Source organism: Nocardia carnea NBRC 14403 (genome assembly GCF_000308515.1).
GTDB lineage: Bacteria > Actinomycetota > Actinomycetes > Mycobacteriales > Mycobacteriaceae > Nocardia > Nocardia carnea.
In genome coordinates this window covers 14,443-39,465 of record NZ_BAFV01000028.1, presented here as the reverse complement: position 1 = coordinate 39,465, position 25,023 = coordinate 14,443, and the positions used below count along the sequence as shown (strand labels likewise).

30 protein-coding genes and 1 pseudogene are annotated in these 25,023 nt (G+C 68.3%); 11 read left to right on the top strand and 20 right to left on the bottom strand.

Annotated elements, in window-relative coordinates; translation table 11 throughout:
• From ON22_RS10600 to ON22_RS10580, 5 genes and pseudogenes are all read right to left on the bottom strand, one after another.
• Window positions 1-382, bottom strand: a pseudogene (locus ON22_RS10600) (hypothetical protein); the annotation flags it as partial.
• The gene (locus ON22_RS10595; RefSeq protein WP_033246829.1) at window positions 379-603 is read right to left on the bottom strand and encodes a hypothetical protein; all 225 of its coding nucleotides are present in this window, start codon (window positions 601-603) and stop codon (window positions 379-381) included. The pseudogene ON22_RS10600 and the gene ON22_RS10595, both read right to left, overlap by 4 nt.
• 227 nt (window positions 604-830) lie before the next feature.
• Entirely contained in the window at window positions 831-1,826 is a 996-nt protein-coding gene (locus ON22_RS10590; RefSeq protein ID WP_051157410.1) for an alpha/beta hydrolase, read from the bottom strand.
• The gene (locus ON22_RS10585) at window positions 1,804-2,463 is read right to left on the bottom strand and encodes a TetR/AcrR family transcriptional regulator (RefSeq protein ID WP_051157409.1); all 660 of its coding nucleotides are present in this window, start codon (window positions 2,461-2,463) and stop codon (window positions 1,804-1,806) included. The genes ON22_RS10590 and ON22_RS10585 overlap by 23 nt, the downstream gene beginning before the upstream one ends.
• The gene (locus ON22_RS10580; protein ID WP_033246830.1) at window positions 2,463-3,806 is read right to left on the bottom strand and encodes a flavin-containing monooxygenase; all 1,344 of its coding nucleotides are present in this window, start codon (window positions 3,804-3,806) and stop codon (window positions 2,463-2,465) included. Before ON22_RS10580 ends, ON22_RS10585 begins: the two co-directional genes overlap by 1 nt.
• 164 nt (window positions 3,807-3,970) lie before the next feature.
• On the opposite strand from ON22_RS10580, the gene ON22_RS10575 reads away from it, so the two are divergent.
• Window positions 3,971-5,011, top strand: a complete 1,041-nt coding sequence (locus ON22_RS10575) for an NAD(P)-dependent alcohol dehydrogenase (RefSeq protein WP_033246831.1) — start codon at window positions 3,971-3,973, stop codon at window positions 5,009-5,011.
• A gap of 3 nt (window positions 5,012-5,014) precedes the next feature.
• Here the strand turns inward: ON22_RS10575 and ON22_RS10570 are convergent, their stop codons facing one another.
• Window positions 5,015-5,497, bottom strand: a complete 483-nt coding sequence (locus tag ON22_RS10570) for a nuclear transport factor 2 family protein (RefSeq protein WP_033246895.1) — start codon at window positions 5,495-5,497, stop codon at window positions 5,015-5,017.
• A gap of 856 nt (window positions 5,498-6,353) precedes the next feature.
• Here ON22_RS10570 and ON22_RS10560 point away from each other — a divergent pair.
• Window positions 6,354-6,884: a mycothiol transferase gene (locus ON22_RS10560; RefSeq protein ID WP_033246833.1), complete on the top strand. Its 531-nt coding sequence runs from the start codon at window positions 6,354-6,356 to the stop codon at window positions 6,882-6,884.
• A 54-nt stretch (window positions 6,885-6,938) separates the two neighbouring features.
• On the opposite strand, the gene ON22_RS10555 is transcribed toward ON22_RS10560, so the two are convergent.
• The 3 genes from ON22_RS10555 to ON22_RS10545 form a co-directional block, all read right to left on the bottom strand.
• On the bottom strand, window positions 6,939-7,754 hold the full coding sequence (locus ON22_RS10555; RefSeq protein WP_033246834.1) for a SigB/SigF/SigG family RNA polymerase sigma factor: 816 nt from the start codon (window positions 7,752-7,754) through the stop codon (window positions 6,939-6,941).
• Complete coding sequence (locus tag ON22_RS10550; RefSeq protein WP_306306590.1) at window positions 7,744-8,283, bottom strand: ATP-binding protein; 540 nt, start codon at window positions 8,281-8,283, stop codon at window positions 7,744-7,746. Before ON22_RS10550 ends, ON22_RS10555 begins: the two co-directional genes overlap by 11 nt.
• Before the next feature lie 241 nt (window positions 8,284-8,524).
• Window positions 8,525-8,932 (bottom strand): STAS domain-containing protein, encoded by a 408-nt coding sequence (locus tag ON22_RS10545; RefSeq protein ID WP_033246835.1) that lies wholly within the window; start codon window positions 8,930-8,932, stop codon window positions 8,525-8,527.
• A gap of 294 nt (window positions 8,933-9,226) precedes the next feature.
• Between ON22_RS10545 and ON22_RS10540 the strand changes: the two genes are divergently transcribed.
• From ON22_RS10540 to ON22_RS10505, 8 genes are all read left to right on the top strand, one after another.
• Window positions 9,227-9,835 carry a flavodoxin family protein gene (locus tag ON22_RS10540; protein WP_033246836.1) on the top strand — a complete coding sequence of 203 codons (609 nt, stop codon included), beginning with the start codon at window positions 9,227-9,229 and terminating at the stop codon, window positions 9,833-9,835.
• 60 nt (window positions 9,836-9,895) lie between these two features.
• Window positions 9,896-10,906, top strand: coding sequence for an iron-containing redox enzyme family protein (locus ON22_RS10535; protein ID WP_033246897.1), 1,011 nt, complete (start codon window positions 9,896-9,898; stop codon window positions 10,904-10,906).
• A 5-nt stretch (window positions 10,907-10,911) separates the two neighbouring features.
• Window positions 10,912-11,562 carry a HemK2/MTQ2 family protein methyltransferase gene (locus ON22_RS10530; protein ID WP_174375569.1) on the top strand — a complete coding sequence of 217 codons (651 nt, stop codon included), beginning with the start codon at window positions 10,912-10,914 and terminating at the stop codon, window positions 11,560-11,562.
• Window positions 11,563-11,761: 199 nt separating this feature from the next.
• Complete coding sequence (locus ON22_RS10525) at window positions 11,762-12,004, top strand: CDGSH iron-sulfur domain-containing protein (RefSeq protein ID WP_051157415.1); 243 nt, start codon at window positions 11,762-11,764, stop codon at window positions 12,002-12,004.
• Window positions 12,005-12,186: 182 nt separating this feature from the next.
• Window positions 12,187-12,417, top strand: a complete 231-nt coding sequence (locus tag ON22_RS10520) for a DUF6480 family protein (RefSeq protein ID WP_033246837.1) — start codon at window positions 12,187-12,189, stop codon at window positions 12,415-12,417.
• 54 nt (window positions 12,418-12,471) lie between these two features.
• The gene (locus ON22_RS10515) at window positions 12,472-13,056 is read left to right on the top strand and encodes a nucleotidyltransferase family protein (protein WP_033246838.1); all 585 of its coding nucleotides are present in this window, start codon (window positions 12,472-12,474) and stop codon (window positions 13,054-13,056) included.
• Complete coding sequence (locus tag ON22_RS38505; RefSeq protein WP_033246839.1) at window positions 13,057-13,335, top strand: BON domain-containing protein; 279 nt, start codon at window positions 13,057-13,059, stop codon at window positions 13,333-13,335.
• A 47-nt stretch (window positions 13,336-13,382) separates the two neighbouring features.
• Window positions 13,383-14,138, top strand: a complete 756-nt coding sequence (locus ON22_RS10505) for a metallophosphoesterase family protein (protein WP_033246840.1) — start codon at window positions 13,383-13,385, stop codon at window positions 14,136-14,138.
• 363 nt (window positions 14,139-14,501) lie between these two features.
• Here ON22_RS10505 and mbp1 read toward each other — a convergent pair whose 3' ends face one another.
• The 5 genes from mbp1 to ON22_RS10480 form a co-directional block, all read right to left on the bottom strand.
• The gene (mbp1, locus tag ON22_RS10500; RefSeq protein ID WP_051157414.1) at window positions 14,502-14,780 is read right to left on the bottom strand and encodes a microaggregate-binding protein 1; all 279 of its coding nucleotides are present in this window, start codon (window positions 14,778-14,780) and stop codon (window positions 14,502-14,504) included.
• Between the two features lie 109 nt (window positions 14,781-14,889).
• Window positions 14,890-15,315: a nuclear transport factor 2 family protein gene (locus ON22_RS10495; RefSeq protein WP_033246841.1), complete on the bottom strand. Its 426-nt coding sequence runs from the start codon at window positions 15,313-15,315 to the stop codon at window positions 14,890-14,892.
• A 45-nt stretch (window positions 15,316-15,360) separates the two neighbouring features.
• Complete coding sequence (locus tag ON22_RS10490) at window positions 15,361-15,879, bottom strand: DnaJ family domain-containing protein (protein WP_033246842.1); 519 nt, start codon at window positions 15,877-15,879, stop codon at window positions 15,361-15,363.
• A gap of 79 nt (window positions 15,880-15,958) precedes the next feature.
• Complete coding sequence (locus ON22_RS10485) at window positions 15,959-17,329, bottom strand: hypothetical protein (RefSeq protein WP_033246843.1); 1,371 nt, start codon at window positions 17,327-17,329, stop codon at window positions 15,959-15,961.
• 126 nt (window positions 17,330-17,455) lie between these two features.
• Window positions 17,456-18,388 (bottom strand): alpha/beta hydrolase fold domain-containing protein, encoded by a 933-nt coding sequence (locus ON22_RS10480; protein ID WP_081595477.1) that lies wholly within the window; start codon window positions 18,386-18,388, stop codon window positions 17,456-17,458.
• 88 nt (window positions 18,389-18,476) lie between these two features.
• On the opposite strand from ON22_RS10480, the gene ON22_RS36645 reads away from it, so the two are divergent.
• Window positions 18,477-18,842: a hypothetical protein gene (locus ON22_RS36645; RefSeq protein WP_033246902.1), complete on the top strand. Its 366-nt coding sequence runs from the start codon at window positions 18,477-18,479 to the stop codon at window positions 18,840-18,842.
• Between the two features lie 50 nt (window positions 18,843-18,892).
• On the opposite strand, the gene der is transcribed toward ON22_RS36645, so the two are convergent.
• The 6 genes from der to ON22_RS10445 all read right to left on the bottom strand — a co-directional run bounded on the left by der (window position 18,893) and on the right by ON22_RS10445 (window position 24,984).
• Window positions 18,893-20,320, bottom strand: coding sequence for a ribosome biogenesis GTPase Der (der, locus tag ON22_RS10470; RefSeq protein WP_033246844.1), 1,428 nt, complete (start codon window positions 20,318-20,320; stop codon window positions 18,893-18,895).
• Window positions 20,317-21,075 (bottom strand): (d)CMP kinase, encoded by a 759-nt coding sequence (gene cmk, locus ON22_RS10465; protein WP_051157413.1) that lies wholly within the window; start codon window positions 21,073-21,075, stop codon window positions 20,317-20,319. The genes der and cmk overlap by 4 nt, the downstream gene beginning before the upstream one ends.
• Window positions 21,076-21,095: 20 nt before the next feature.
• Window positions 21,096-22,262, bottom strand: coding sequence for a pseudouridine synthase (locus ON22_RS38415; protein WP_373280850.1), 1,167 nt, complete (start codon window positions 22,260-22,262; stop codon window positions 21,096-21,098).
• A gap of 252 nt (window positions 22,263-22,514) precedes the next feature.
• Window positions 22,515-23,171, bottom strand: a complete 657-nt coding sequence (scpB, locus tag ON22_RS10455; protein WP_051157408.1) for an SMC-Scp complex subunit ScpB — start codon at window positions 23,169-23,171, stop codon at window positions 22,515-22,517.
• Window positions 23,172-23,218: 47 nt separating this feature from the next.
• Complete coding sequence (locus ON22_RS10450) at window positions 23,219-24,112, bottom strand: segregation and condensation protein A (protein WP_051157407.1); 894 nt, start codon at window positions 24,110-24,112, stop codon at window positions 23,219-23,221.
• Window positions 24,109-24,984: a ParA family protein gene (locus ON22_RS10445; protein ID WP_051157412.1), complete on the bottom strand. Its 876-nt coding sequence runs from the start codon at window positions 24,982-24,984 to the stop codon at window positions 24,109-24,111. Before ON22_RS10445 ends, ON22_RS10450 begins: the two co-directional genes overlap by 4 nt.
• Window positions 24,985-25,023: the final 39 nt, after the last annotated feature.

Sequence of the window (25,023 nt, the reverse complement as noted above, 5' to 3'; positions counted from 1 at the left end):
TGATGTCGCCCAATTCGCCGAGCGCCTTCGGATCCACATACGGCGTGCAGTCCGCCGCGTACTCGGTTTTGAGCATCGTGAGCGTATCGGCCGCGGCGTCGGGATACTCGACGCCGACGGCACCGGCGGCGCGGCCGGTCATCATGGGTGGCACGATGCGCTGGACCAGCGGCAGCGATACCTGCAGCGGGATGATCGGGATCAGGCGGCCGATCCGTTTGAACATCTCGCCGTGATATTCGAAGATCCGCCCGGAAATCCGCTGCTCGAGTTCGTGCAGGTGTTCGGAGCCGAGCCGTTCGAGATAGGCAATACGTTCGACGGGAACATGGAGTGTGCGCGCGAGCAGGATCATCTGCGCGCGAGTGACCAGATCGCTCATTTCTCGAGTAGATCCCCGAACATGATCCGGCGCGTGATCGTTTTGAACGGCGGCGGAAAGAAGCGGATCATCCCGTTGACCGCCTCGATGAGCAGTTCCTTCTCCTGTTGCTGGGCGCTGCGGAACAGTCCGAGCAGATCCTCGATCTCCTGGTCGGAGAGCATCTCCGAGGCTGCGGTGGGCCCGTTCAGTTCGCGGACGAGTTCGGTTTTGGCACTCATTCTGCTCCTGTGTCTCACTCGCGGGCCGGCAGCCGCGAAACCACCGCCGGTCCCGTGTATTACCCGCACGACGATATGCCGAATCCTCATGACCGTAAGGCCATTCACATCTGGTGTTACCTGCCTGCAATTTGTCGTGTCTCACATCATGTGGGGTACGCGTGACGCTACCGCAGGTTCCGGTAGCCCTGGCTGCGGGCGGAGCGGACGTGACACCTCTCGCCCATCTATGTCGAAGCGGGATCCGGAAGGCCGGGCGCCAGGTGCCGGCGCAGGAACATCAGCTGATGATCGACGGCCGACTCGAAGAACGGATTGCCCGGCCAGACCCCGAAATGGTCGCAGGGATAGTGGCGTACCTCGGCCCGCGCGGCGAAGGCGGCCTTCGCCGCGGCGTACGGGGGCGCACCGCGGTCGAAATCGGCGATCTGGACCAGAACCGGCAGCTGCAAACCGGCGGCTGCCCGGGCCGGCCGGTAGCCGGCGAGCTGCGGCAGCACACTCGCGTCGATCTCGTTACGCCAGGTGGGTCCGGCCAGGGCTCGGTAGGACTCGTACCAGCCCTCCAGCGCCAGCGCCGCGGGCTCCCCGGGCCGGCCGACCAGCGGGATGAGGCCCGGTCCGCCGGTCACCGCGTCCAGCTGCCGGCGCACGGCGGTGCCGGCACCCCGCAATGTTGCCGCGACGCCGCCGGATCGCACGGCCAGCGCGGCCGCGGCGCGGCCGTCCACCAGCGGGGTGAGCGAGACAACCGCGGCGAGTGCGGCCCGTGCGGTGGCCGATTTCTCCGGGGTGGCCCGGGCGGCCGCGGCGGCGGCGAAGACATGGCCGCCGGACAGCGAAACACCCCACAGCACGATCCGGCTCGCATCGACCCCCGGGAGTTCGGCGGCCGCGGCCACCGCCGCCCGGTAGTCGGCGAGCTGATCGGCCATCCGGACCCGCTGTCTGGGCTCGCCACCGCTGGCCCCGAAGTAGCGGAAGTCGAAGGCGAGGACGTCGATTCCGGCGGCGGCGTAGGCGCGGGCGAACGGTTCGAGGCCGGAATCCTTCGTCCCGCCGAAACCGTGCGCCATCACCGCGACCGGTCGCCCGGCCTGGCCCGCGAGTTCGGCCGAACCGGCGGCGAAGTGCCAGGCGTGGCATATATCGGCGCCCGAGCGGAAGGTCAGTTCGGCGGTGCCGGCCGCGGCGGCGGGTTCAGGGGTGTGGTGCACAGTCATGACGATTCCTCGCGGTGGTGGGTTCGGCGGGTGCGTAGATCGAACGCAGCCAGACCGTGACCACCGATTCGATATAGCGTTCCCGGTCGAGCTCGGCCCCCAGGGTGAGGCGCTCGAGCAGGCGCTCGTTGAGCAGGAGCAGAACATCGGCGAGCGTGGCCGCATCACCACCGGCGGGGGCGCGGCCCGCCCGGCGTTCGTCGTCGATCATGGCTGCGATCGAGGGAATGAAGGCCTGGCGCTCGGATTCCCAGAGCTCACGTACTGCCGCGGAGGCGCTACGCGCGTCGAGGACGGCGCTGTAGAGATGCCGGTGGCGGTCCCAGAAATCCACCAGCCCGCGGATCGTACGTTCGATACGATCCGCCGGTTCCCCGGGGCCGACGAGGATATCGTTGACCGCGAATACTTCCTGGTAGATGTCTTCCAGGGCGGCACCGACGGCGGCGGCCTTGTTCTCGAAATAGAAGTAGAAGGCCGAGCGGGTCAACCCGGCGCGCCGGGAGATCTCGGCGATATCGACGGCCTCGAGCCGGCCCCCGTTATCGCGCAACAGTTCGTCCAGCGCCACCAGAAGTGCCTCCCGGCGCTGTTCGCCGCGCGGGGGTCCGCGCCGGTCGGTACGCGAGCGGACCATCAGCCGGCCTGCCCGGCCGGGTTCCCGGCGTGCGCGCGGGCCCGGCGCAGACCGGCGGGCAGTTCGGTGAGCCGCAGCTCGCGTTCGTAAACGAAGTAGTCCAGCTGCTGGGTATGCCGGGGACGGTCCACGACGTGCCCGGTGAAGCGCTGCCGGTCCTCCTCGATACCCCGGAGCATCGCCGCTTCGCCCGGTGGCCGGTAGTGCCCGGCCGCGTAGGCGGCGACCAGCCTGGCCTGACACTCCACGAACGGGAACAGGGTGGGGAAAGCCTGCGCGAAACCGACGAACGCGAGATTGTCCACGCCGGGTCTGAATATGCGTTTGTACAGAGCGATCCGATTGTCCGGTGCGCTGATGAATTCGGGGTCGAAGAACGGGAAGGTGATGTTGTAGCCGGTGCAGTAGATGATGACGTCGAAATCCTTGTGCGTCCCGTCGGTGAAATGCACGGTGTCCCCGTCGAGCCGGCTCACATCGGGTTTGGCCACCACATCTCCGGAGCCCAGCCGCAGCGGCAACTCGACGGATTGGGTGGGGTGGGCCTCGAAGAACTTGTGGTTCGGTGCGGGCAATCCGTATTTCACCGGGTCACCCGAGATATAAGGCGTGAACGTCTGGACGAGTTTGCGCTGCCAGGACAGCGGAACATAGGGCACGGTGCGGAAATAGCGGTCCGCCGGGGTACCGGCGAAATACTTCGGCACCACCCACGCGCTCGACCGGGTGGACAGCCAGACATCGTTGTCCATCGCCCGGGAGGACAGTTCGACGGCGATATCGGCGGCGCTGTTACCGATGCCGACGATCAGGATGCGCTTACCGTAGAGGTCCAGCGGGGTCCGCGGATCGATATAGGCGTGGGAGTGGATGGCCTGCCCAGTGAATTCGCCCGGGAAGTCGGGGAACCGGGGATCCCAGTGATGGCCGTTGGCGACGACCAGCAGGTCGAACTTCCGGTTCTCGCCGCTCTCGGTCGCGATTTCCCAGCCGTCGCCGACAGGGCGGGCGTGCCGGACACCGTTACCGAATTCGATGGACCTCTTCAGGTCGAACGCCGCGGCATAGCCTTCGAGGTACTCCTTGATCAGGCTGTGGTGCGGGAAATCGGGATAGGAATCCGGCATCGGATAGTCCCGGAACGACAGCTGATACTTCGAGGTATCGATATGCAGCGATCGGTACGCGCTGGAATGCCCGTTCGGGTTCCCGAAGGCCCAGTTACCGCCGATCCGGTCCGAGGATTCGAAGCAGGTATAGGCGATCCCGTAGTCGCCGAGCATCTTTCCGGTGGTCAAACCGCTGATTCCGGCACCGATGACCGCGACGGTGGGGTTCGGCATAGGACCTCCTGCGTGTTCCGGGAGACCGGCCGACAGTGACGCCGGTCACCCGAACCGTAGGGGCACATTTGACGCGTGTCAAGAAAAATCGACCCTTGTCAGCCGGCGGTCACCAGGCCTACGTTGTGAGTCACGTCATAACGGCCGGATTCGAAGGAAACCCCATGCGCGCACTGCAACTCACCGAACCCGGCCGACTCGAGATGCGCGATGTGCCGACACCCGAACCCGGCCCGGGTGAACTGCTGATACGGGTCGGCGCCTCGGGAATCTGCCATTCCGACCTGCACGTCCTGCACCTGCCGTTCAAGGTTCGCGACGAACCCCTGATCCTGGGCCACGAAATAGCGGGCACGATCGCCGCGGTGGGCGACCGGGTCGAGGGGCATACGCCCGGGGACCGCGGGATCGTGTATTTGTGCTGGTCGTGCGGGAACTGCCCGGAATGTGTGAGCGGGAACGAAAACGTATGCCGCACGGCGGGCCGGGTCGCCATGCCGCCCTGCCCGGGCCTGGGCCCCGACGGCGGGATGGCCGAATACGTGGCCGTCCCCGCCGGTTCGTTCGTGCCTATCGGCGATATGGATTTCGTGGCCGCCGCGCCGCTGGCCGATGCGGCCCTCACCAGTTATCACGCCATCCGCGGAGCCCGCGATCAGCTGTATCCCGGGTCGACCGCGGTGGTGATCGGCGCCGGCGGCCTGGGCCATGTCGGCATCCAGATCCTGCGCGCCCTCACCGCGACCCGGATCGTCGCGGTGGACACCGACCCCGATAAACGGGACCTGGCAGTCGAATGCGGGGCGCACGAGGTGCTGGCGGCCGGTGACGATACCGCAGACCGGATCCTGGAGCTGACCGGCGGTCGCGGCGCCGAGGCGGTATTCGATTTCGTCGGGGTGGATGCCACCGCCCAGCTCTCGGTGCGCAGCGTCGGCCCCAACGGCGCCTACCGGATGATCGGCCTCGGCGACGGGGATCCCGGAATCACCGCGGGTCCCGCGGGTGGCCCCGGACTGCCGTGGGGCGCGACCGTCCGCAAATCCTACGGCGGCACCAAACGCGATCTCATCGACAGTGTCGCACTCGCCCGGGCAGGCAGTATCGAGGTCCGTACCCAGCAGTTCGCGCTGGAGGACGGCGCCCACGCCTACGCACTGCTGGAACAGGGGCGTATCCGCGGACGCGCGGTCCTCGTACCGTGAGCCCTACTTATCGCCGGCCGGTGCCCACATATTGCTGATCAGGGTGTGACTGGGAGTATCGGCCAGCGATTGCGAGGATTCGTAGATCCGGACATAGGACGTGGCGGCGATCCGCCAGATACCGTCCTCCCCTTTGCGATACCGGTCGGTGTAGTACCCGGAACCCCGGATCAGGACATTGAATTCGGTGGCGATCACCGTATCCTCGAACAGCCAGCTCCCGGTCGCGGTATCACCGTCGACGACGATCTCCGGATGGTTGGCGACATGGGTGGTCACGATGCTCGGCCCGGTGTTCTTGCGCATGAAATCGACCACCGCCTCGCGGGTGTCGAAGACGAGTTCGGAGCCCATCACATGCGTGCCGTAGCGGGCCTCGATCTCCGGGTCCAGGGTGGCGGCGAAATCGTCCCACTGTTTCAGGTCCAGAGTCCGGAAGTACCGATACTTGAGGGTGCGGATTTGTTCGAGTGCCTGCAGATCCATGAGGTCACCTTGGCACGAACGGCCGTCCACAACAAGAACACGTTCCACTTTTCCGGCCCCGGCGCCGACCGGGCATACGGCGCCACCCGTATGCCCGAAATCGGGCCCGGTCTCAGCTCGCCACCGATTGGCGATCATCGGCACTTCCCGGGCCGTCGGCCGAGGCACTCCGCCCGTTCGGCAGGACTGCCCACCGCCGCAAACCGGGCGGAGCCCACCAGTTCGCCGACCCCGCCAGCCGCATGAATGCGGGCACCAGCGCGGCCGCGGGGACGAGCGGAGCTCCGCGCTGCAACCCTTCCAGTACCGCCCGGCGATTGTCCCCGGTGGCCCGGTAGCGCTCGATGAACCTCGGTGCCGGCCAGTATCCGCCGGGTCGGGATGGCCTCCAGGCGGGTCCCGGTATCGCTGACCAGCCGGCCGGGATCCGGCGCCGGTCCGGCGAGCACACCGCCGACGAACACCCCCGCGGTCGAATTCACCCGCGCCATTCCGTCCACCCGGGACAGCGCCGCCGCATACCGTCCGATGGCATCCGGCGATACCGACCGGCCGCCGGGCGCCACGAAATGCACGGCGTCATTGGCCTCGACTTCGAAGGTGGCTCGCAGTTCGTCGTAAGCCTGGCGAGTGGAGGCACTCGGCGGCAGGACGCGGTCGTCGGGCAGGCCGATCCGCAACCCGGCGGCCGGCGCGGCGAGTACGGCCGGCCGAACTGGAATCCGACTGACGCGGCGTCGCTCCGGTTTGCCGGCGCCCGGCGGTGGTATTGCTTTCGGAAACGAAAGCAGAGCCGACCGTGGGAAGCGGCCCGTCGCAGCGGAGCGCCGCTCCCGTACCGAGCGACGGAGAATCCATGAACAGCGCCGATATGCTCACCGATGCCTTCGAACGGATCCGCGAGGTCGTGCACGAGGCGGTCGACGGACTCGACGACAAGGGCCTGAACTACCGGCCCGACCCGGAAGCCAATTCGATCTCCTGGCTGATCTGGCATCTCACCCGGGTCCAGGACGAACATCTCGCGGAATTGACCGGTGGCGAATCGTTCTGGACCGGGCGCGGCTGGTTCGAACGTTTCGACCTCCCCATCGACCGCGCGGCCACCGGATACGGGGACACCCCCGCCGATGTCTCCAAAATCCAGGCCCCGGCGGAGCTGCTCACCGGCTATTACGACGCCGTCCACGCCCACACCCTGCGATTCGTCGGTAATCTCGCCGACAGCGACCTCGACGAAGTCGTGGACGAAACCTGGAATCCGCCGGTGACCATGGGCGTGCGACTGATCAGCGTGATCGCCGACGATCTGCAGCACGCGGGACAGGCCGCCTACCTGCGAGGTGTGCACGCCCGCACCACGGATTCCGCGGCGGTACAGCACTGACGCCACCCACCCGCCATCGGTCCGCGAGAGGCCCGCCGGCGCATCGGCGGCGGGTCAATCGCGCAGCGCTTCCTCCCGCAACCACCCGAGGGTCCGCGACAGTATCCGGGAGATATGCATCTGCGAGACACCGAGCCGCTCGGCGATCTGGGACTGCGTTTTGGATTCGAAGAAACGCATCCGCAGCACCTGGCGCTCCCGATCGGAGAGCTCGCCCAGCAACGGTTCGACCGCCAGATAGTCCTCCAGCCAGCCGTACGACGCTTCGTCGCACCCCAGTGAATCCACCAGCGCCGGCGCGGCGGATTCGCCGTCCTCACCGGCGGGGGCGTCCAGCGAGGAGGTCTGGTAGGCATTACCCGCGATCAACGCCTGGGTCACCTCCACCAGATCGATCTCGAGTTCGTCGGCGATCTCCCGGGCCCGCGGCACCCGGCCCAGCCGCTGGGACAGGATCTCGATCGTGGGACCCAGGCTGAGCTGGATCTCCTTGACCCTCCGAGGCACTCGCACCGACCAGGTGTTGTCCCGGAAATGACGGCGCACCTCCCCCATGATCGTCGGGACGGCGAACGACAAGAACGACGAACCCCGGCCGACATCGAATCGCTCGACGGCGTTCAACAGGCCCAGCCGGGCCACCTGCAACAGATCGTCGTAGGCTTCGCCGCGCCCGGAGAACTTCCGGGCGATATGTTCGGCCAGCGGAAGACACCGGTCGAGTATTTCCGCGCGCAGCGCTGCCCGCTGCGCCGATTTTTCGGGCGCGGCGGCCATTTCGCCGAACAACGGCTCGATATCGTCGTAGCTGTCGCTGCCACGATGGCGACGTGAGGGCCCCGGATCGATACGCGGTGCCTCATGCGCCATCGGCGCCCCCTCGGTACCAGCTGAATTCGACATCGGTCGGGTATCCACCCCTCGCCACGTCGTAGGGATGCTGCACGACGCCGACCCCACGCGTCAGGGTCCGCACTATATGCCAGCCGAACCCTTCCTGATCGAGGAGCGATTCGGTCGCCGCTGTCGAGGCTACGCGCACAGTCATCCGGTGCTCGTCATAATCGAAGTCGCAGCTCAGTGACGACTTGGCAACGGCGCCCGCGATCAACGAGGTGGCCACCTCGTCGAGGGCCAACCGGATATCGGTCACCTCGTCCAAACCGAAATCGGCTATCAACGCCACCGTCTCGGCCAACGCGCGCAGCATCACCAACTGCTCGTGCTCCGCCGGTACCCGCACGCCGACGGTCGTCGTATCCCGTGAAGTCGTTTCCACAGAGTCGGAGACGCTGTCCACCATGCGCACCACCACCACCTCGTTCCTGCGGCCCACCCGAGGGCCGGGGGCGCCTGCCGGGGCCACAGTGGCATTGACCCAGCGGCGACGCCGCGACATCTGTCTCGGCCTGATTGTCACATGCGCTGGTACCCCGCATCAGGGTGCCGAAACCGCAAGCCCGCTTCGGATCCGATCCACGCGCCGGTGCACGGCCGGCAATATCCGGTCGAATCCGGTGCGCAGCGCAGGTGTGATGTGCTCGATCGGGCACAGCCCGGACAGCAATCGGGCACGCGCGAACTCTTCACATACGGCGACCACCGCCGGGCCCTCCGGCGGTGGTCGGTATCGCGCGGTTTCAGCCTGCCAGGGCCGTGCGCAGTGTCGGGAAATAGCGGAACTGGTGGCGCGCACCCGTGATCTGGAGCGCTCGCTCGATATCGTGCCGGCCACTGACCAGCCGTAATTCGACCCCGTGGCGCCAGGCGTCGCTCTTCGCACCGGACAGCGCCGATGCGGCACGGATACACAGAAACGTCGTGGCCCGCAGGTCCAGCACGACCACCCGGCAGCCGTCGCTCCGACAGCTCCCGAGCAGCGCACGGAAGTCGTCGAGCCCGACCGCGTCGAGTTCACCCTCGACCCGGGCGATCAGGCAGTCGGGATATTCGGTACTGCGGCGCGACCACATGCGGCCGGCGGCTGCGGTGCGCGGATCGTTTCCCCGGTGTTGCTCGATCTGGTGCAGGGCGGTGGTTACCGACATATGAATCCCGTCCGTTGCGTTGGGGATTTCCGGTTGGCATACCCGGTCGGGACCAGCGACCGGACGAGCGGCGCGCCCATCCGGGGGAGCCCGACTGCCGACATATGCCGCACAGGGTTCGGCTGTGTGTTTCAACCTCGACCTCATTCTGGCACGAGTCGCTGCCTCTGTACACCGGGCGCGGTCACGGTCGCGGCGGGAGACGTTTACCTCGCGCCGGGGCGGCTATTGCGGGGGCAACGGCAGCCGGCCCCCGGCTCGGGCACCACGGCAGGAGCGGAGGTTCATACGACGATGGCTTCTCTGAGCGCAGTCGCGCTGGTGTGCACACTGAAGAAATCACCGGCCGAATCCAGTAGCGACCGGATCGCCCGGCAACTGCTCGACGAGCTCACCGCACACGAGGTCAGCGGCGAGGTGATCCGGCTGGTCGATCACGATATCCGGCCGGGGGTGAGCACCGACGAGGGCGACGGCGACCAGTGGCCGGATATCCGCGCCCGGGTCGCGGCCGCCGATATCCTGCTGTTCTGCACCCCCACCTGGCTCGGGCACATGTCCTCGGTGGCACAGCGGGCATTGGAGCGGCTCGACGCCGAACTCTCCGAAACCGACGATGCGGGGCGGCCCGCGATGTTCGGCAAGGTCGCGGTCGCGGCCGTGGTGGGTAACGAGGACGGCGCGCACAAGATCGTCGCCGATGTCTTCCAGGCGCTCAACGATATCGGTTTCACCGTCGCCGCCCAGGGCGCGACCTATTGGAACGGTGAGGCGATGAGCGGGGTGGATTATCTGGACCTCGAGCGCACACCCGACGCCGTCGCGTCGACGAATGCCACGGCGGCGCGCAACGCCGCCCATCTGGCCCGGTTGCTGCGCACCACGCAGTACCCCGCCGGCTGACCACCGCTGACCCCCGCGGTGCGCACGGACGACGACATCGTCGCCACGAAAGGTGAATCCATGGTCGAAACACTCGCCGCCCCGGGCACCCTCTCCCGGGGAATACGCCTGCCCGTGCCCCGAGGGCCGCTGTCCGCCGACCTGGTGGCGTTGCTGCCGGCCGAACCCGGCAGCCCTGTACCCCAGGCCCCGCCGGATATCGACCCCTTCGGCGACGATCTCCAGCTCGCCCTGCACACCTGCTACGAACTGCACTATCAGGGATTCCGCGAGGTGGACCCGGAATGGGAGTGGGACAGCGGCCTGCTGGGGTTGCGACGAGATCTGGAACGCCGGTTCTCCGACGCGTTACGCGCCGAGGTCCCCGGCGGCCACGATGTGGCTGCCGAATTGGATCGGCTGCTCACCGCGCCCGCGGCCGGTGGTACCCCGGCCTGGCTGCGCGACGAGGGCACGTGGGAACAGGCACGCGAATATTTCGTCCAGCGCTCGATCTACCACCACAAGGAAGCCGATCCGGTCGCCTGGGTGATCCCGCGGCTGCGTGGCCGCGCCAAGGCCGCGCTGGTGGCGGTCGAGTTCGACGAATTCGGCGGCGGGCACGGCGACCGGATCCACGCCCGCCTCTACGCCGACCTACTGCGCGGCGCCGGTCTGGCCGACGGCTACCTGCACTATCTCGATGTCGTACCGGCTCCCATGCTGACGCTGGTCGACATGATGTCACTGTTCGGGCTGCACCGGTCGTTGCGTGGCGCCCTGGTAGGACATTTCGCGGCCGTGGAGATCAGTTCCTCACCAGCCTCGCGGGTCATGGTCGAGGCACTGCAGCGGTTCTCGGCACATCCGGACTGCGTGCGGTTCTACGCCGAACACGTCACCGCGGACGCCGTGCACGAACAGGTCGTCCGGCGCGATGTACTCGCCGATCTGCTCGCCCGTGAACCCGAACTCGCCGAATCGGTGGTCTTCGGTATCCAGGCCACCGAACTGCTCGAAACCCGGTGCACCGAGGCCATGCTGGACTGCTGGCGGGTAGGGGGCAGTTCGCTGCGCCCCGAGGCCGGGTGAGCCCGATGCTGGTTCGTGCGCCGGGGGTGTACCGGCCGCAGCCCGATACCTGGCTGCTGGCCCGCGCGATGACCGAAGCGGCGCTACCGGCCGGCGCCAGGGTTCTCGATGCCTGCACCGGGACCGGCGCGCTGGCGATCCACGCCGCCCGGACGGGAGCGGCGGCGGTGACCGCGGTGGACCTGTCCCGGGCCGCGGTGACCTCGGCCTGGCTGAACAGCCGGCTGCACGGGGTGCGATTGGAGCTGTTGTGCGGGGATGTCACCGAGGTGGTCACGGACCGGACATTCGATGTCATCGTCGCCAACCCGCCGTATGTACCCAGCGAAGAATCGCGGCCCGCCGGCCGGTCGGCGCGCGCCTGGGACGCCGGCCGGCACGGGCGGTCCCTGCTCGATCCGCTGTGCGCGATGATGCCGCGCCTACTGACCCCGGGCGGCACCGCCCTGATGGTTCATTCGGCTCTTTCCGGGACCGCGACCAGCCTGCGTCAGCTCCGCAGCGGCGGCCTGAAAGCAACCGTGGTCGCGCGGACGGTGATTCCTTTCGGCCCGGTACTGGCCCGCCGCAGCGGCTGGCTTCGCGACTGCGGCCTGATCCGGCCCGGGCAGCAGCACGAGGAATTGGTGGTGATCCGTGCCGACCGGACACGATGAGAAACCGGTCGGCCCCACGGAGCCGGCGGTCCGCGACCGCCCCGCTCATCCGGCGGCGGCCGACCCGCGTACGCCCCCTCCCCGTCCGGCCGACAGCCGAAGCGGTCCGGTCGCGCCGCCCCGCAGTGCCGGCGTGCCTGCCGATACTCCGGCACCGGCCGACGGCCCACGGCCGAGGGATACAGCGGCCCGTCCCGAGGTGACTCCCGCACAACCGGAGACCGATGCTGGTACGGCGTCCGGAAGGGGAACCGAACCGACGCGGATCGTTTTCACCGAGGATGGGCCCGCGCTGGTCGACGGCCCGGTCGAACTGGTGACCGCCGACGGCGCCGTGATCCACGCAGACCGTTTTCTCGTCGCGATATGCCTGTGCAAACGGTCGCGGACCTATCCGCTGTGCGATACGAGCCACCGCCGGCACCGCCGCGGCGAGCGCTGACGCGTTTCCCGGTGTCACCCGATTGGGTGGCGAAGTAACGGGTACGCGCCGCGCGTGGTGCGACGAACGATCCTCGCCGCCGTCTCACCCGGCCCTCCCACCGGTAGTTGTCCGCGGACCGGGCGGGCGGCGACCCGACCCCGCCGGCGCGCCCGGCGACAACCGAAAGTGGGGAAGCGCTCATGAGTTCGATGGATCCCGATCCGGCCGCGACTCCCGACCTGGAAGCCGGTGGCGGGGTACCGGCGGGTTCCACCCCGCCGGATACCGCACAGACCTCGGGGCTTTCGGCGCCCGAACCGCGGACCAGCCACCGTTTCCCACCGACCGGGGTCGCCGCGGTGGTCGCCGTGATCGCTCTCGTGGCGGTGTTCGCGGTGGTGGCGCTCGTACTGATCGCGTCGCTGGGCTGAGCCGGCGGCGATCGCCGGCTGATTAGCACAGCGATGCCCGGGTAGCCGCCCGATATGGTGCCGACGGAGGAGCAGTTGCTGCACGCTTTGACCCGGGCCGCGAACGCCCTGAAACAAGAGGGCATACCTTTCGCCGTGGCGGGTGGTTGCGCCGTGTACGCGCGGGGCGGACCGCCGTCGGACCACGATGTGGATCTGTTCGTCAAACCCGAGGACAGCGCCCGGGCGCGCAGCGAACTGGCGCGTGCCGGGCTGCGGCTGGCGGATGCGGCCGAGGATTGGCTGACGAAGGCCTACGACGGCGACACCCTGATCGATATCATCCACCGGCCCAACAACCGGGAAGTCGACGATGCGCTGCTGGGCCGGGCCGAGGTCATGCGGGTGGGTCCCGCCGTGGCGCCCGTGGTCGACGCCACCGATCTGCTGGTCGACAAACTGCTTGTCTTCGACGCGCACCGGCTCGATCTCAGTCCGCTGCTGCGGGTCTCGCGCGATTTGCGCGAACAGGTGAATTGGCCCGCGGTGCGCGCCCAGACCGAGCATTCGCCGTACGCGAAAGCGTTCCTCGGATTGATCGACGATCTCGGTATCGCCGAAACGACCGCACCCCCGCACATATCCGGAAAGGCGCAGTAGATGTCCGGTAATCCGCACTCCTCCCGGCCACGGCCGCCGGAGTATCTGGCCGCCGAACTCCATCGGGCGCTGGCCGAGGATCCGCGCACGGCCGAACAGGGTGTGCAGGTCCGGATCCGTGGCGATGTCGTCGTCCTCGACGGCGAGGTGAGTACCGCGCAGCGGCGGCTGATACTCGAGGACGTGGTGCACGATATCGCTCCGGACCTGCCGATTCACAACGATGTACACGTCACCGCGGCAGCCAGGCCGGGCGGAAGCGAAGAACTCGGTAGTTGATACCGAGCGAGCCCGGTGCCCGGCACCGGGCAGAAGGGAGAGGGCCGATGCGGATCGCCGCTGTCGGAGACGTCCATCTGGGAACCGATTCACGCGGACTGTTGCGGCCCGCACTGCGCGAACTACCGGCGCTGGCCGATGTGCTGCTGCTGGCCGGCGACCTGACCAAGCACGGGACACCGGCCGAAGCGGAGGTCGTCGCGCGCGAATTCGCCGAGGTCGGGGTCCCGGTGGTGGCCGTGCTGGGCAACCACGATCATCACAGCGATGCCGCGGCCGAAATGACCGGTCTCCTGGAATCCTGCGGAATCACCGTGCTCGAGGGCGCCGCCACCACGCTCGATATCGACGGCACGACCCTCGGTATCGCCGGCACCAAAGGCTTCGGTGGCGGTTTCGCCGGAAAATGCGCAAGCGTGTTCGGTGAACGACTGATGCGCGAATTCGCGGGCCACACCGTCGAGCTGGCGACGGCACTGGATACCGCGCTGGCCGAGCTCGATACCGATATCACGGTGGTACTCACGCACTACTCCCCCGTCAGCGACACCCTGCACGGGGAGCCACGCGAGATCTACCCGTTCCTGGGCTCGTACCTCCTGGGCGAACCCATCGACACCCACGGCGCCGATCTGGCCGTCCACGGCCACGCCCACGCCGGAACCGAGCGTGGCAGTACACCGGGCGGTATCCGGGTGCGCAATGTCGCCCAGCCGGTAATCGGTAAAGCTTTCGCCGTCTACGAACTACAGCCCGGCGCGGACAGCACGGCAGCCCGCGACCGGACCGTCGTATCCGGTTGACGGAGTACGCCCGGCTACCCGAACAGGCAAGCGGTCGGATCCGCTCACGTCCGATCTGCCATGCCACCGCAGGAAGCCAGAGTGGCGCGTCGTCTGCCGGTAACGGATAAGTACACCGGCGCGGCGGTGGTGGTGGAGGCGCTCGAGGCGCACCCGAACATCAACAGATTCCTCGGCGACGGGGACCGGAGCCCACCCACTACCTGCGCTGCGACAACTGCCGGCGTGTCGACCGGTTGCGACGATACTGCCGGCGCGTCGGCGGGTGCCCTCGCAAAACCATCCCGCACGACTACGGCGACCTCTGTGAGGTCGCCGTAGTCACTCCGGTCCGGCAGAGCAACGCCGCCGGACCCTATCGGCTCAGACGTCGCGCGGTGTCGGCGCCACCGTCTGCCCGTGGCCCGGGTCCTGCTGGGCCCGCTGCCGCTGTTCGGCATCGGCGGCTTCGAGACGTTCCTGCTGCGCCTCGTTCTCCTTCTCGGCGGCAGCGCGCTGCGATTCGCCCTTGTCCTGCTGTGCCTTGCCCTCGGTGCGCAAGGAGTCGTTGTCGAGAACCGCTCCCGCGGCCTCCTTGACCTTGCCCTTCGCGCCCTCGACGGCACCTTCGATGCCTTCGCGTGCGCTCTTGTGCTCGGCCACGATATCCACCTCCGATTCTCGGTTGCTCGGTCGGATATCGCCCGCGTACCCGGCCCCGGAGCCTTCAATCCGGCGGTGCCCCCGCAGATCGAGTGTGCCTGCTCACCGATCAGGTGAAGGCGGCCTCCAGCCCGTCGAACCAGGCCGCGTCCTCGACCAGCCGGGCGCTGCGCCAGCCGTCCTGGGTGCGCACCAGATCGTGGTTGTACCAGCCACCACAGGTGAACTGCTTCCCCGGAGAGACGATCATCGGGTTGAAGAACATGGCGCGGACCTTCGCGATGTCACCGTCCAGTTCCACCGCGATATTGGAGATGAAATGCTGGGTCCGGGAGAACAGCGCCAGCTGTTCGGTGAGCCCGGCGACGACCGTATCCACATCCCCGGTGGGCCCGCCGGCCGTGCTGTAGTCGATCTGTGCGTCGGCGGTGAACACCGAGCGGTACAGCGGCCAATCCTTGTCGTCGACGGCGGTGGCGTAGCGGGTGAGCAGATCGGTGATCTCGATCCGGTCGGCGAGCGTGCGTGCATCCATCCCCCCATACAACCGCACCGGGGTGGCGCGCCGGGCGGGATCGACTCAGCTGTTCCGGCGGATCCGCCGCCACCAGGGGCGCCGCGGCGCCGCCGCGCTCACTCGGCGAGGCTGCGGTTCCCGCGCGGGCGGTGGCTCAGCGGTCTCCGCACCGGCGGTTCCGGCAGCGGCCCGCCAGCCGGCGACCACTTCTTCGACGTCGGCCGGGGCGACCGGCACCTGCGGCCCGGTCGGCACCCGCAACCAGTCCACGATCCGCCGGTTGAGTTCGGCGACGGTGGCCCGCACCTGCTCCTCGGTGGCAAGCTCACGCACCGTATCGGGCAACCGCTCCACCTCCCGGCGCAGCTGCAGCGACGGCGGCAGGGCCACGTCCCCGCTCACGCCCTCACGCCGCAGGTAATCCCGCAACCAGGCATTTTCGTCGTGATACCGGCTCCCCGCGCCGGGCAGCGGTTTCCCGGCGCCGGGGAGGTTGCGGAACTCACCGCGCTCGGTGGCCTCGCGGATCTTACGGTCGACCCAGGATTCGAAGTCGACTCCCGCCGGTTTGCGTTCCGACATCGTGCCTCCTCACCGTCACCCTCACGGTAGCGCGCAACCCACGGCGCGACGACCCACAGCGGGCGACGGTGAGCGGCGATCAGGCCCCGTTGGTGGAACCGCTGCGGGCCCGCCCGGACCGGGCCTTACGCCGTTCGGCCTGGAGTTCGGCGAGTTCCTGCTCCAGGATGTCGGCGACGCGGAACTGACCGGTGTCGTAGCCGTCGGAGGACCGCACGACCTCGAGGAACTCGTCGGTCTCCTTGTCACCGGACATTTTACCCTTGGCACCCGAGTCGCCCGAGCCGTTACTCACCGCACCGGCCTGCTTGGCCTGGCCGAGTTTCTTGACGGCGGCGCTCGCCGAATTGCTGATCGGCAGCTTATCGGTGACCTCGGCGTTCTTGGCCGTGGGCTCGTCGAACAGCGGTGAATTCGTGGCCATCTCGTCCAGCAGGGAACTCGTACGCCCGATCAGGCCGGAGGTCACGTCGGCGAGATCGCTCGCCCGCTTCTTCCCGGCGTCACCGGACTTGCCCTCCGCGCGAAAAGCCGACCCGGCACCGGCATTCTTCGCACCGGATTCCAGCGCCGCCGGTTGCGCCACGGCGGTATCGCCGGTCGGCAATGCCCGCGCCTCACCCGCATTGGGGTCGAGTTTCATGCTGACCCGCGGCAGGCTGTTGCGGATCTGCGCGGCCGGATCGGGCAGCCCCCGGACCTGTTCGGTGGCCCGCAGAATCGCCATACCGTAGCGGGCGCTGGCCGCGTCGTGGATGAGCAGCGCGACACCGATCATCACCGGCGCGACGGCGTGCACGCCCACTTCGTACCAGTTGCCCAGCCGCAGATACGGATAGGTGTTGAGCCCGACAGTCAGGGCCAGCAGCGCCACCTCGGCGGCCGCGGTCTGCTTCCGGTTGTTGACCACACCCCATTCGGCCACCTTGTTGGTGCCGATCATGATGATGATCAGGCAGACACTGATCATCCCCTCCAGCAGGTAGCTGAACCAGAACAGGGGGTCGCTGGGGCCGGTGGGCGCGATGTTCTGCTGGACGTTGACCGCTGACCACAGCATGCCCGCAGCGACCACACCGGCCAGTGCGCGCAACGACCAGGACCGATGCCGGTACAGCGAGGCCAGTTTGGCGTGTGGGCTGGATTCCCGGCGCTGCGCGGCGATGGCTTTACGGGCGAGCAAGAGGTCGCGCATATCCGCCTTCTCGATCTGCTCGGTGGTCTGTCTGGCCCGGTCGTTCGCCGCGGCGACAGCCTGGATCTCCTTCCAGCGTTGTCCGCGCTCCTGCTCGCGGATACGCTCGGCGAGTTCACGTTCGGCATGCAGCTCGGTTTCCGACAGCGCCTCGGTGAGCGCGGGATCGAACTGGTAGGCCAGTCGGTTGCGGGCGTGTTCGACGCGTTGGGCCAGTTGCGTGACATCGTCCTCGATCGGCGGCTCGACAGTCATTACGGCTCCCGCCTCGGGTGATTCGATGGCAGACAAGTAGTCACGCCGGGGTACGGTACCGCCCTTTGCCGCGCGATGCACCGTCACGGTCGAAACAGCTGATTTCCACGGTCGTTCACAGGCCGTTCACGAGTTCCCGTGGCGGGGTCGCGGTTCCGGCTCCGGGGCCGCCGAACGCCCGTCACAATGCGCCACGGCGGCCAGGATCGCCCGCACCGCGGGCCCCGCCTCGGGGACCGGCACGAGCGGATAGACGTGGAAAGCGCCGGTCACCTCGGTGAAACGCACTGCCGATCCGGCACGTTCGGCGAACAGCCGCGCATCGGGGTGCAGGATGTCATGAGTGCCCATGTAGATATCGGTCGGCGGCAGCCCGGCCGGCGGGCCGTTGATCGGACTCAACGCGGGGAGACCGAGATCATCCCCGCCCGCCCAGACCCGGCCCGCTTCCAGGAGGCCGGGGCGCGCCAACCACGGATCCACGGCTTCGACCCGGTCGATCTCGGGGTTCGACAACCGGAGATCCAGGCACGGCGAGAGCAGGATCAGCCGCGCCGGCGCGGGCAGCCCGTTCTCCGGCAAGGACTGGGCCAGCGTGAGCGCGAGGGTCCCGCCGGCCGAATCCCCGGCGACCACCACCCGCGCGGGATCGAATTCGCCGAGCACATCCCGGTAGACCTCGGTCAGGTATGGGCGCGCGTCCCGGTAGGTGTGGCGCGGGGCCAGCGGGTAGATGGGCACCTCCACCCGATGCCCCGCCGCGGCCAGCCGTCCGATGAACCGCCAATGCCACCAGCTGATCTCCCGGAAGAAACTGCCACCGTGCAGATAGATCACCACGGTGCCGGATTCCCGGCCCGGCGGCGGGACCACCGTGTAGCTCGGAAAACCGCCGACGGTACGGCAGGCGATCGAGTAACGCCGCCGCAATACCCGCGGCGGCGCGTGATCTCCCGGCGGTTCGGCCATGGCCGCCCGTGCCTTCTCGGCAGTGTCCATCCCGCGCTTACGGGTCAGCCGCAGATATACCGATACCGCCCGGCTACGACGACCGACCATCAGCTCTCCTCGCTCGGCGCACAGCGCTCCCGAACGGCCGGACCCTGTCGTGGTGCGGCCCACTCTGCGGCCACGCTACCGTCACACCATGTGCGACAACAGGGACCACCGCTACCGCACCCACTACGTATGCCCGCCGTGCCGGGTCTCGCAGAAGCGATGGGTTCCCACGTCCCGCCACAGCGCCGGTCCGCCCCACTGCCCCCGGTGCTCGACCGGAATGCACAACGCCGGCCACGATTTCGCCGCCCCGCGACAACACGACAGCGCGGGCTGGTCGGTAGTGGCCGCCGTCCTGGCCACCGGCCTACGCTACGACGGCTACGAGCCCTGCGGCTGCAGCCGCGAACCGAAACCCCGGCCCCGTACCCGCGCCGAACTACGCGCCTCGCTCAACGGGCCCACCCGCCACCACCTCACAACCGCCGAGGCACCGCCGACCCGCCACCGATGAGCCTCACCTGACGGCGCGCATCCGACCCACGTTTACCGACCACCGCGAGCTCACTTCCTGGGGCGCTTCTCCCGGACTCGCACCGAGATACGCACCGGAGACCCGTCGAACCCGAATTCTTCGCGCAGCCGCCGCTCCAGGAACCGGCGATAACCGGCCTCCAGGAAGCCGGTGGTGAACAGGACGAAGGTCGGCGGCCGAGTGGTTGCCTGGGTGGCGAACAGCACGCGTGGCAGGCGTCCACCGCGCATGGGCGGCGGGGTCGCGGCGATCACTTCTTTCAGCCAGTTGTTCAACCGGCCGGTCGGGATCCGTTTATCCCAGGATTCCAGCGCGGTTTCCATGGCCGGGACCAGTTTCTGTACCGCCCGCCCGGTGTGCGCGGAGATGTTCACCCGCTGCGCCCACGGCACGCGGTTCAGGTCGCGGTCCACCTCACGGTCGAGTTGCAGGCGGCGGTCCTCGTCCACGAGGTCCCATTTGTTGAACGCCAGCACCAGCGCCCGCCCGGAATCGGCGACCAGGCTGATCACTCGCAGATCCTGTTCGGTGATCGGCGCAGCGGCGTCGATCAGCATGATCGCGACCTCCGATGCCTCCAGCGCCGATTTGGTGCGCAGCGACGCGTAGAACTCGGTACCCGTGGCATTGGCGACCTTGCGGCGCAGACCGGCGGTATCGACGAACCGCCACACCTTGTCGCCCAGTTCGACCAGCGAGTCCACCGGGTCGACGGTGGTGCCGGCGATATCGTGCACCACCGACCGTTCGTCACCGGCGAGCTTGTTCAGCAGGCTGGATTTGCCGACGTTCGGTTTGCCGACCAGCGCCACCCGGCGCGGCCCGCCGGTGCCGCCGGTACCCTCACGCGGGGTCTCGGGCAGCACTTCGAGTACATCGTCGAGCAGATCGCCGGTCCCGCGCCCGTGCGCCGCCGACACCATCCGCGGTTCACCCAGCCCGAGCGACCACAGTGCGGACGCATCGGCTTCGACCCGCTGGTCGTCGACCTTGTTCGCGACCAGGATCACCGGCGTTTTCGCGCGCCGCAGCACCTTCACCGCGGCCTCGTCGCCGGCGGTGGCGCCGACCACGGCGTCCACTACGAGCAGGATCGCGTCGGCGGTGTTCATGGCGAGCTCGGCCTGCCGGGCCACGGACTGCTGCAAACCCTTGGCGTCCGGTTCCCAGCCGCCCGTGTCCTGTACCCAGAACCGACGACCCGCCCAGCTCGCCTCGTAGGAGACACGGTCGCGGGTCACCCCGGGGACATCCTCGACCACCGCTTCGCGGCGCCCCAGGATCCGGTTGACCAGCGTCGATTTCCCGACGTTCGGGCGGCCGACCACGGCCAGGGTAGGCATCGGCGCCTGGTCGGCGACCTCCGGGTCACCGGCCAGATCGGTGAGTTCCCACTCGGTTTCGTCGTTCCATACGCCGTCACCGGCGAGTACGTCGCTCATCGTCTCCCCGCTCATCCGGCCGCACCCCGGCGGCGTAGTGCCGACCGCTCGTGTGACCGGTCCAGCTGCCGGGCGACTTCCCGGTACAGCTCGTCGATCGTTTCGTCCATGGTCAGTTCGCTGGTGTCGACCTGCACCGCGTCCTCGGCTCGTCGCAGCGGCGATACCGCGCGGGTCGAGTCGAGGCGATCACGGCGTTCGACATCGGCGAGTACGCCGGCGTAGTCGTCTCCGCGACCCTCGGCGATGTTCTGCTGATTGCGCCGGTGCGCCCGCGCCTGCGCGGAGGCCGTCAGGTAGATCTTGGCATCGGCGTCGGGCAGCACGGTGGTGCCGATATCCCGGCCTTCGACGACGACGCGACCGGCACTCACGGCGATTTCGCGCTGCAATGCCACCAGTTGTTCGCGGACCTCCGGCACCGCCGATACCGCCGATACCGCGGCGGTGACCTCCGGGCCGCGGATCTCCGCGCGCACATCGTCACCGTCGAGTTCGATCAGTTCGCTCTCGGGATCGGTACCGATCCGCAACGGCATATCGGTGACCGCCGCGATCACGGCGGCGGAATCGGCCGGGTCGATCCCGGCGCGCAGCACCTGCAGGGTCGCGACCCGGTACATGGCGCCGGTATCGAGGTACCGAGCCGACAGCCGGGTCGCCAGCCGCCGCGAGACGCTGGACTTACCGGTGCCCGAGGGCCCGTCCATCGCCACCACCAGCGAGCGGTCGCCGGCCGGATCCGCGACGACCCCGACCGGAGCTTCCATACCGAACACCTCGGCCCCGTTCACAATGACACCGCCTCGTAGAGTTTGCCGATTTCGTCCCGGCCCAGTACCCGCAGGGTGCCGGGCCGTTGATCGGCCAGGACCACCGGGCCGATATGCGTACGGACCAGCCTGGTCACCGGGTGACCGACCGCGTCCAGCAACCGCCGCACGATATGTTTGCGCCCCTCGTGCAACACCACCTTCACCAGAGATCGTCCCGCGTCGACCTCCAGGACCTGGAATTTGTCGACACTGGCCGGACCGTCCTCCAGTTCCACACCGTCGCGCAGAATCTTGCCGATGGAACGGTGCACTTCGCCCTGCACGGTCGCGAGGTAGGTCTTGGACACCTGGTAGGAGGGGTGCATCAGCCGGTGCGCGAGGTCGCCGTCGTTGGTGACCAGCAACAGCCCCTCGGTATCGGCATCCAACCGGCCGACATGGAACAGCCGCTGCCCGGCGGCGATCCGCTCGGCGACGATATCGCCCACACAGGGGCGGCCCAGATCATCGGACATGGTGGACTGCCAGCCCTTGGGCTTGTTCAGCGCCAGATGCACCAGTTCCTCGCGCACGACCACGCGGATACCGTCGACCCGCACCACGGCGTTTTCGGGGTCGATACGCAGACCCTGTTCGCGCACGATGATGCCGTCCACCTCGACCCGTCCCCGGTCGATCATCTCCTCGGCCGCGCGGCGCGAGGCGACACCGGCCTTGGCCAGCACCTTCTGCAGGCGCTCACCTTCGCCCCAGGGCATCTTCTCGTGGCCGGGTTCCTCCGGTTCCACGTACTGATGGCGGGCGGGTTTGGCGTTGTTCAGTTGCGGTGCGCCACCGGACCGCGCGGCCGGGCCCTTACGGGACGGAGCGCCGCTCCCCGGACGTCCGCCGGTCCGCGAGCCACCGGCCGGCCCGCCACGTCCGGTAGAGGGGCCACCACGCCCGGCGGTCGCGGAACTGCTGCGCCCTGCGACGGCGGGGCCACCACGCCCTGCGGGGCCCGAACCCCGGCCTGACGCCGCAGCGCCGGCACGTCCGGTGGCCGTGCCACGCCCGGCCTGGGCCGAGCCGGTACGCCCCGGGGCGCCGGCACCGCGACGCCCACCGGCGCCACTTCCACCGGCGGATGCGAAACCGCCTCGGCCGGCGCCGGGGCCGGCACCGCGACGCGCCGGCGGCACATCCGCGCCTCCGGTCCGCCCGGTCCGCGCCTGGTCACTGCGCGCTCCACGTTCTGTACTGCGGGTTCCACCACTGCGGCCCGTCCGCGGCGGTTCACTGCCACGGCCGTTACGGGGGAACTCACCGCCACGGCGGGCCTCCCCCGCCCCGCGGGGTGCGCCGCGTCCGCGACCGGCCCGGGCGGGCTGGTCTCCGCGTTGTCTACGATCCGGTGTGCCATCTCGGCGAGCGGGTGTATTCACGATTTCCTGTCAATCCTCGGCGCCGAGGTTCAGATCGTCCTCGGCGGGTTTGCGCAGTCTGGTGTAACGGGGGTCCGTTTCCAGACTGTCGTTGATCTCATCGATCAGGTCGACGCCCGGCAGCAGCGGCGCCAGTTCCGGCAGATCGTTCAGCGACGCCAGCCCGATACGTTCCAGGAACAGTTCGGTGGTGCCGTAGAGCGTGCCGTTGGTTTCCGGGTCGGTGCCCGCCTCGGTGATCAGTCCCCTGGCCAGCAGGGTGCGCATCACACCGTCGACATTGACACCGCGCACCGCGCTGACCCGGGCTCGGGTCACCGGCTGCCGATATGCCACCACCGCCAGCGTCTCCAGTGCCGCCCGGGTCAACTTCGACCGGGCGCCGTCGAGCAACATACGCTCCACATACGGTGCGTACTCGCTGCGAGTATAGAAGCGCCACCCGTCCCCGGCGAAACGCAGATCGATCCCGCTGCGCTGTGCGGCCAGCTCTGCCGACATTTCCCGCAACGTTCGCTCGACCCGGTCTACGGGCTCGTCCAACGCGGTCGCCAGCTGTTCTACCGGCGCGGGAGTGTCCACCACGAGCAGAATCGCCTCGAGCGCCGCCCGGAATTCGGCATCGTCGAGCGCCTCGGGGGCGAATTCGGTCACACTCTCGCTCATACTGCTCCCTCCGCGTTCGAATGCGCTCGCCGTCATATCCGGCCCGCTCACCCGTAGTCCTCCTCGATGGCGACCGGCGCGGCCTCGGCCTCGTCTCCGATCCAGCGGACCGCGAGCGGTCCCAGTGGATCGGGCTGATCGAATTCGATCGATTTACCCCGGTACAGCTCGAGCAGCGCCAGGAATCGCGCCACGATCTGGATCGGTGCCGCGCAATCGGCCACCAGGTCGGCGAATGTGGTCCAGACGCCCGCACCGCGGGCGCGCAGGCGTTCCAGCACCAGCGTGGCCTGTTCGGCGACGGATATGGTGTGCGCGTGCAGATGGTCCAGGCCCACCGTCGGCACCGGCCGTGGCCGGAACGCCGCCGCGGCGATCTCCGCGAACGCGGCCGCATCCACGCCGAGCTGGACCTCCGGCAGTAAGCCGGCGAACCGTTCCTCCAGACCCACCGCCCGCGGATACCGGCGCAGCGCGGCCGCCTCGAGTTCACCGAGCAGTTCGGCGACCTGTTTGAACGCCCGGTACTGCAGTAACCGGGCGAACAGCAGATCCCGCGCCTCGAGCAGTTCCAGATCGTCGGGATCGGTCACTTCGCCCGAAGGCAGCAGCCGCGCCGCTTTCAGATCCAGCAGGGTCGCGGCGACCACCAGGAACTCGGTGGTCTGATCCAGGATTTTATCGGTGCGCAGCGAATTCCCGGGCTGGGCCAGCCCGGCGGTGAGTGCCTTGGTGTAGGCGATGAATTCGTCGGTGACCTGATGCAGCGCCACCTCCGTCACATCGAGACGGCGCTGCGAGATCAACTGCAACAGCAGGTCGAATGGGCCCTCGAAATTACTGAGCCGCAGATGGAACCCGGTTTTCTCGACGGCCGCGTCCGCGGTGTCGCCGGGTTCGCTGGTACTCGACGGTGCAGGTGCGGGTGCTGCCGCGCTCACCGACCCGACCGGTGGATGACTTCCCGTGCCATCGCGCGATAGGCCTCGGCACCACTGGATTTCGGCGCCCACGTGGTGATCGGTTCACCGGCCACACTCGCATCCGGGAACCGGACGGTCCGTGCGATCGCCGTGTCGTACACCAGTTCCCCGAACACCTCCACCACACGCGCCATCACCTGACGGGAATGCAACAGCCGGGCATCGAACATGGTGACCACGATGCCGTAGAGGCTCAGCCGCGGGTTCAGCCGGTCCCGCACCTTCTCCACCGTATCGTTGAGCAGAGCCAGCCCGCGCAGCGAGAAGTACTCGCATTCCATCGGAATGATCACACCGTCCGAACACGCGAGGGCATTCACCGTGAGCAGGCCCAGCGAGGGCTGGCAGTCGATGAGGATGTAGTCGTAGCGGTCGCGGATCGGTTCCAGCGCCCGCCCCAGCGACTGCTCCCGGCCGACCTCGTTCACCAGCTGGATCTCCGCCGCGGACAGATCGATATTGCTCGGCAGCAGATCCAGGTTCTCGACCTTGGTCTGCACGAGCACATCGTCGACTCCGACCGGCGTGCCGATCAGCAGGTTGTGCACGGTCAGATCCAGATCGTGGTGCGCCACACCCAAGCCTGCCGACAACGCGCCCTGCGGGTCGAGATCCACCAGCAGCACCCGGCGGCCGTATTCGGCCAGTGCGGCACCCAGATTGATGGTCGAGGTGGTCTTACCGACCCCGCCCTTCTGATTACACATCGCCACGATGAGCGCGTTGCCCCGATGCGACGGTTCGGTCGGATCCGGCACCGGGCGTAGCGGCCGGCCCGTCGGACCGAGTGCGGCGTCGGCGGGCAGAGGTTCGGGGCCCGCCCCCCACACGGATTTCGCGCGCTCATCGTTCTCGGCGCCCTTGGGCGG